Annotated in this window: 9 protein-coding genes; 4 read left to right on the top strand and 5 right to left on the bottom strand. The window is 36.5% G+C overall.

Annotated features, from left to right (window positions below; genetic code table 11):
- From RLO81_RS06200 to RLO81_RS06215, 4 genes are all read left to right on the top strand, one after another.
- A partial coding sequence (locus RLO81_RS06200; RefSeq protein ID WP_350108763.1) for an AAA-type ATPase lid domain-containing protein occupies positions 1-607 on the top strand: 607 nt, incomplete at its 5' end.
- Between the two features lie 2 nt (positions 608-609).
- Positions 610-1,635: a two-component system sensor histidine kinase NtrB gene (locus RLO81_RS06205; protein WP_350108766.1), complete on the top strand. Its 1,026-nt coding sequence runs from the start codon at positions 610-612 to the stop codon at positions 1,633-1,635.
- Positions 1,636-1,760: 125 nt separating this feature from the next.
- Complete coding sequence (locus RLO81_RS06210) at positions 1,761-2,288, top strand: Dps family protein (RefSeq protein WP_350108769.1); 528 nt, start codon at positions 1,761-1,763, stop codon at positions 2,286-2,288.
- Between the two features lie 52 nt (positions 2,289-2,340).
- Positions 2,341-2,607, top strand: a complete 267-nt coding sequence (locus RLO81_RS06215) for a YtxH domain-containing protein (protein WP_350108771.1) — start codon at positions 2,341-2,343, stop codon at positions 2,605-2,607.
- A 31-nt stretch (positions 2,608-2,638) separates the two neighbouring features.
- On the opposite strand, the gene RLO81_RS06220 is transcribed toward RLO81_RS06215, so the two are convergent.
- From RLO81_RS06220 to RLO81_RS06240, 5 genes are all read right to left on the bottom strand, one after another.
- Positions 2,639-2,842 carry a hypothetical protein gene (locus RLO81_RS06220; RefSeq protein WP_350108774.1) on the bottom strand — a complete coding sequence of 68 codons (204 nt, stop codon included), beginning with the start codon at positions 2,840-2,842 and terminating at the stop codon, positions 2,639-2,641.
- Between the two features lie 5 nt (positions 2,843-2,847).
- Positions 2,848-4,413 (bottom strand): ribonuclease Y, encoded by a 1,566-nt coding sequence (gene rny / locus RLO81_RS06225; protein WP_350108777.1) that lies wholly within the window; start codon positions 4,411-4,413, stop codon positions 2,848-2,850.
- A gap of 91 nt (positions 4,414-4,504) precedes the next feature.
- Positions 4,505-4,789, bottom strand: a complete 285-nt coding sequence (locus tag RLO81_RS06230) for a cell division protein ZapA (protein ID WP_350108780.1) — start codon at positions 4,787-4,789, stop codon at positions 4,505-4,507.
- A gap of 11 nt (positions 4,790-4,800) precedes the next feature.
- Positions 4,801-5,097 carry a DUF3450 domain-containing protein gene (locus RLO81_RS06235; RefSeq protein WP_350108783.1) on the bottom strand — a complete coding sequence of 99 codons (297 nt, stop codon included), beginning with the start codon at positions 5,095-5,097 and terminating at the stop codon, positions 4,801-4,803.
- Positions 5,097-5,955: phenylalanine--tRNA ligase subunit beta-related protein (locus RLO81_RS06240; protein ID WP_502880436.1), on the bottom strand; the 859-nt coding region annotated here is incomplete at its 5' end. The genes RLO81_RS06235 and RLO81_RS06240, both read right to left, overlap by 1 nt.

The following is a 5,955-nucleotide window of genomic DNA, read 5'->3' on the forward strand; positions in this document are numbered from 1 at the left end:
CCAGATGAAGATGCTCAGGGCTTTGCAAGAGCGAAAAATAAGACGGGTAGGTGGTAATAAAGAAATTAATATTGATGTTCGGGTACTCGTTGCCACTAATGAACCACTACCTGAATTAATTGACAATGGGGATTTCCGGGAAGATCTTTATCACAGGCTTAATGAATTTAAGATTGAACTTTCGCCTTTGCGGGATAGGAAGCAAGATATTTCTATTTATGCTCGCTACTTTTTAGAATTGGCGAACGATCAACTAAATAAGACTGTAACAGGATTCGATAAATCAGCCCTTGAGGTGATTAATAATTACAGTTGGGAAGGCAATCTTCGTGAGTTGAAAAATGTTATTAAACGTGCCGTATTACTAGCCTCCGATTCCACTATTGATAAAACCTGTTTCCCAACTGAAATTGTTACGGGCATTACGCTTAATTCCTTGGGTAAGGATGGTGACTTAAGTATGAAAGCTGCAGTCAGAATTGCCGAAATTGAAGCTATTAACAGAGCTTTGAAAAAGGCCTCCTATAATAAATCAAAAGCAGCTGAATATTTACAGGTTGATCGTAAAACGCTCTATAACAAACTCAACGAATACGGAATTAAATAACAGTGAGCACTACAAGCAGATATCAAAAGTTATTTGAAGAATCCATAGATTCTATTGCCCTGATGAATGCAGAATTAAATCTTATTGAAGTAAATGAATCATTTAGAAATAACTTTGAGGTATCTGGTGTAGGTAGCTCTTTTGAGGAGTTCTTTTCTGAAAATATGTATTATCATGAGTTTTCAAATATTTTGAAGACCAATGATAATGTTGAAGAATATGAAGCCATTCTGGAGAGTGGTAAAGGCCTTAAGAAAATATGCCTGATCAATTGTGTGAAGATTATTGAAGAAGATCAGGAGATTTATTTGGCTGTAATAAGAGATATCACGCGTAGAAAAAACGCTGAACAGGAATTGCTGAAAGTGGAGAAACTTTCTATGACCGGTAAAATTGCGCGCTCCATTGCTCATGAAATTAGAAATCCATTAACCAATCTCACACTTGCATTAGAGCAGCTGAAGGATGAAGTGCCGCCAGAGGTGGATGCAGACTTATACTTTGATATTATTAAGCGAAATGCTGAACGTATTAATAGTTTAATTACTGAGTTGCTCAACAGTTCTAAACCAAAAGCACTAAAGCTAGTTAACATGCAACTCAATGAAGTAGTAACCTCAGCAATTGATTTGGTGCGTGACCGACTGAATTTAAAAGACATGAAGCTTGAATTGAATCTTACTGATTCATTGCCAGAGCTTCAAATAGATCAAGATCAGCTACAAATTGCTATACTCAACCTTTTAATCAATGCCATCGAAGCAATGAAAGAAGGGCATGGGCTATTACATGTTTCTACCTGGCATGATGAAAAGGTTTACCTCCAAATACATGATAACGGAAAGGGGATATCTGAAGAGCATATGAAAATGTTGTTTGAACCTTTCTTCAGTGGCAAGCGAAAAGGCACTGGACTAGGCTTGTTAAGTGTTCAAAATATCCTCCATTCACACAATGCAAAAATCGATGTATCCAGTGAAGTAGGTGTGGGTACTACATTCACTATTCAATTTCAGCCTGTATTGTAGAAAATACTCTACAATACTGTATGAATTAATCATCACGCCATATAAGTAAACCGGTAATTAAGGCCACTGAGCCCATGTTTTTTTCTGGTATGTTTTTAGTCTCTATAGATGTAAACAATAAAATTATGAGCACAGATAACGGAAATATGATTAAAGAAAAAGTACAAACTAAACAAAAAACGTTTGCCAGACTCGGCTACACCAAAATGGAGACCGCTGAGATTACAGATGCAATGAACAAGTTACTTTCTAATTTCAGTGTCCATTATCAAAAATTGAGAAATTTCCATTGGAATGTTAAAGGTGCAGACTTTTATGACATTCATGAAAATTTTGAGGAACAATACAATGAGGCCATAGAAGCTATTGACGACATTGCAGAGCGAATCAGAGTATTTGGTCAAACGCCAATGAGCACAATGGGAGAGTATATTACTACCTCAGAAATCAAAGAAACAGGTACTGACCTATCTGCCCTAGAAATGGTGAGCGAAGTATTGAAAGACTACGAAATATTACTAGAACACATGTTCAATGTCATTGAGATTGCTATAGAAAATGGTGACTCTGGTACAGAAGACATGATGAAAGGTTTTGTAAAAAGTATCGAAAAGAGGTATTGGATGTGGACAGCCTTTTCACATAAAAGTTAAGAGAAGTACTACATCAAATTAAATCATTTAACAACTTAAATTTTAATATATTATGAATAACACAATAAAAGCAACATTATCATTTGTAACAGGAGTAACAGCAGGCGCGATATTAGGTATTTTAACTGCACCAAGTAGCGGTAAGAAAACCAGAAAAAGAATTGTAGATGAAATTGATACAACAAAATCTACACTTGAAGAAATGGCTAATGCCAAATTAGATGAAGCCAAAAGACTATTAAACTGGACAGTTGAGGAAGAGGCTCAGAAAGGGCATCAAGCCATAAACAAGGCTAAAGAAAAAGTGAAAGTATCCTAAGATTCAACCACTACAACGAAAAAGGAGAGTTTTAACTCTCCTTTTTTTTGTGTTTTATCTTGCCTCTGTGTGCAAATTCCAGTGCATAGAAATCAATTTTATGGCTCAATTCATCTCTTGTATTGCATAGGTAAAGCTCCTCACAAATTCTCTCAATTTCCGCTTTACTAAATTTCTCCTTTATTAGAGGAGAAAGAAATGAATTGATAATATCTAATTTTTCATCCGAAGTCATTCAGCTTATTTAGCGTAAGATACTGAACGCATTTCCCTAATAACAGTTACCTTTATTTGCCCTGGGTACTGCATATCTTTTTCTATTTTTTGAGAAATGTCAAATGAAAGCTGGCCAGCTCTTTCGTCAGTTACGTTATCAGCATCTACCATTACTCTCAGCTCTCGACCGGCTTGAATAGCATAACATTTATGAACACCATCAAAACTTAAGGCCAGTGCTTCAAGCTCTTTTAGTCGCTTGATATAGCTTTCCATTACCTCGCGTCTTGCACCTGGCCTTGCTCCTGAAATAGCATCGCATGCCTGTACAATTGGAGAAAGGAGGTGAGTCATTTCAATTTCATCATGGTGGGCACCAATGGCATTGCAGATTACAGGATGCTCCTTGTATTTCTGAGCCAGTTCCATACCTATGATGGCGTGAGGCTTCTCGGCTTCTTCCGGCCAAACCTTTCCTATATCATGCAGTAAGCCTGCTCGTTTGGCATGTTTAGGGTTAAGACCTAATTCAGAAGCCATGGTAGCACAAAGGTTGGCTACTTCACGTGAGTGTTGCAGCAAATTCTGGCCGTAGGAAGATCTGAATCTCATTCGACCAACCATCTTAATCAGCTCAGGATGTAGGCCGTGAATTCCTAAATCAATAACCGTTCTTTCACCAATTTCAATAATTTCTTCATCGATATTTTTCTTCGTTTTAGAAACGATCTCTTCAATTCTGGCAGGGTGAATTCTTCCATCTACTACCAACCTATGTAGTGATAACCGAGCAATCTCTCTTCTTACCGGATCGAAACCAGAAATAATAATTGCTTCAGGTGTATCATCCACAATAATTTCTACTCCGGTTGCTGCTTCAAGCGCACGAATATTACGTCCTTCTCTACCGATGATTTTACCTTTAATATCGTCACTTTCAATATTAAAAATGGATACACAGTTTTCTATCGCGTGTTCTGTAGCTGTTCTCTGAATGGATTCTACTACAATCTTTTTGGCCTCTTTAGTGGCGGTAAGTTTTGCCTCTTCGATAATGTCTTTAATAAAAGAAGATGCTTTGGAAGAAGCTTCATCCTTTAATGTCTCTATCAATTGCTCACGTGCTTCATCAGCGGTGAGGTTAGATATTTTTTCAAGTATAGAAACTTTTTGCTGATTGAATTTATCCAGTTCTACTTTTTTATGATTCACAACTTCAAGTTGTGTACTTAGCTTTTCTTTAAGCTCATCCAGTTCAGATTCTTTCCGGTTTACTTTTTCGAACTCTTTGTTTAAATGCTGTTCTTTTTGTTTGAGTTTATTCTCATTGGTTATAATGAGGTTTTTCTTACGGTTAGCGTCTTCTTCAAACTCTGATTTTAGTTTAAGGAACTTCTCTTTCGCTTCAAGAATTTTGTCTTTCTTGATGTTTTCAGCAGAAATTTCTGCCTCTTTAATGATCATTTTCGCTTTCTCTTCAAGCTCTTGCTCTTTTACTTTGGAAGCTTTGGAGGCAAGCATACGACCAATTACCACCCCGAGAACTAAAGCTACCGCCCCGATAATGATAAATATTAATGTATCTGCCATGGTTAATTAAGTTAAGTTTAAAACACCTCATAGCTTTATACAGGTGCTATTGAAATACACCAGTGAGCGGACTTAACTTTAATGAAGAGGGTTAGAGTGCCTGATTGATCAGACTATTGAGATGGCTAATTTTTTGAGTGACTGTTTCATCAATACTCTGCCTGGTTTCTTCTACTTCCAGCTTATCTACTAAGCTATCGAAGGCTACCATGGCCAGTAAGTCTTGTTTATCATCGATACCGAACTTTTCCCGGTACATACGCATTCTCTCATTAATCTTTTTTCCCGCATTACGCACCCTCTCTTCATCTTCAGGCTTAACCTTCATAGGGTACTCTCGGTCAGCAATTTTAATCTTTATTGAGAGTTCGTCCATCAAAAAATTTATTATCTACTTAAGTGCAAAATACACTTATCGATCTCTTTTATATAGTCGTCTATCTTCCTCCTCAGTTCAGTGGCGTCTTCTCCACCGGAATCTATTTCGTCTACAATCTTACTAATTTTAATCTGATTTTGAAAGCTGCTGACTTGCGCATCTTTTTGTTTAAGGAGGTCTTTTAACTCACCATTTTGCTCCTTTAACATTTCTACCTCAGTCTTCATTGTTTTGTACTTATCAATAAGCAAAACAAGTTTACGCTCAAGGTTAGAGATGTTATTTTTAAGAAGATCTTGACTCATTATTTTCTGATTATAGCTCCCAATTCATTTTCAAAGCCAGACATTAAATTACTCATTACTTTATCTATGGCTTTGTCAGTAAGTGTTTTGTTAGTATCCTGAAGTATGAAACTCATAGCGTAGGCTTTTTTGCCTTCTCCTATTTTATCACCTTCATACACATCAAAAACATTAATACTTTTAAGAAGCTTGCGCTCTTTAGATTCGGCCAATGATAAAACCTGATCAAAAGATACACTTTTATCTAATACCAATGAAAGGTCTCTTCTTACTTCAGGGAATTTTGGTACTTCTTCAAATACTATATTATTATTTGATTGCTTCAAAAGCAAGTCCCAATCAATATCTGCAAAAAATATTTCCTGGCGCACTCCACATTGTTTCATGGCTTTCTTGCTCACCTTACCCAAGGTAGCCAAAATTTTGGAGTTATGAACTAGCTGTAGTGCATAATCAAATGGTTCTGAATGAATGACCCCTGAAGTTAACTTTTTGCTTGTAAACCTTGAAATCAAAAGGTTAATCGTAGCACTTAAATCATGAAATTCCACCTTTGAATCTTTAGACGACCAATGCTCGCCTATCTTGCTGCCAGAAATAGCAATGGCTAATCGGTTACTCTCCTTATATTTCTCACCCTCTTTTCTGTAGGTCTTGCCAAACTCAAAAAGCTTTAAATCAGTCTGCCTTCTGTTTATGTTATGTTCAGCAACTTCTAGCATGGAATAAAGCATCGATTGCCTCATCACACCTAAATCTTCACTTAACTTATTAAGAATAACAACATTTTCTGATTGTTCAAAAGAAGGATCTGATTCTGAATAGGAAGGTTTTGTTAATGAGTTGGTCATTACTTCA

This window comes from Fulvivirga sp. (genome assembly GCF_040220315.1).
Taxonomy (GTDB): Bacteria; Bacteroidota; Bacteroidia; order Cytophagales; family Cyclobacteriaceae; genus Fulvivirga.